Source organism: Pseudomonas sp. B2M1-30 (assembly GCF_025447575.1).
GTDB lineage: Bacteria > Pseudomonadota > Gammaproteobacteria > Pseudomonadales > Pseudomonadaceae > Aquipseudomonas > Aquipseudomonas botevensis.
Map to the genome: position 1 here is coordinate 1 of NZ_JAOEJT010000051.1, position 260 is coordinate 260.

The 260-nt window shown below is 53.8% G+C and carries 1 protein-coding gene; it reads right to left on the minus strand.

Annotation, left to right across the window (positions count from 1 at the left end; translation table 11 throughout):
- The coding region (locus N8H74_RS29275) for a hypothetical protein (RefSeq protein ID WP_262152188.1) at positions 1-260 on the minus strand (260 nt) is incomplete at both ends.

Sequence of the window (260 nt, forward strand, 5' to 3'; positions counted from 1 at the left end):
GGATACGGGTCTCGCCCGAAGCAGAACGCCAACCCATTGCGGGTTGGCGTTTTTTTTGGGGTGGGCAATTCCGACGCAATGCATTGCTTGAACCTGCCGTTTCGCGTCCACCCACAGGACGTTGCGCGCAGATGGGATTGATAACCAAAGCACATCAATCCTTCCGAAAATTGCACTTCTCGTTTGTCGGTCTCCCGGCGAACATTGCCAAAACGACAAGCGCCGTCCAACGGCGTATTCTTTTTTTTGGCTTCCAGGAG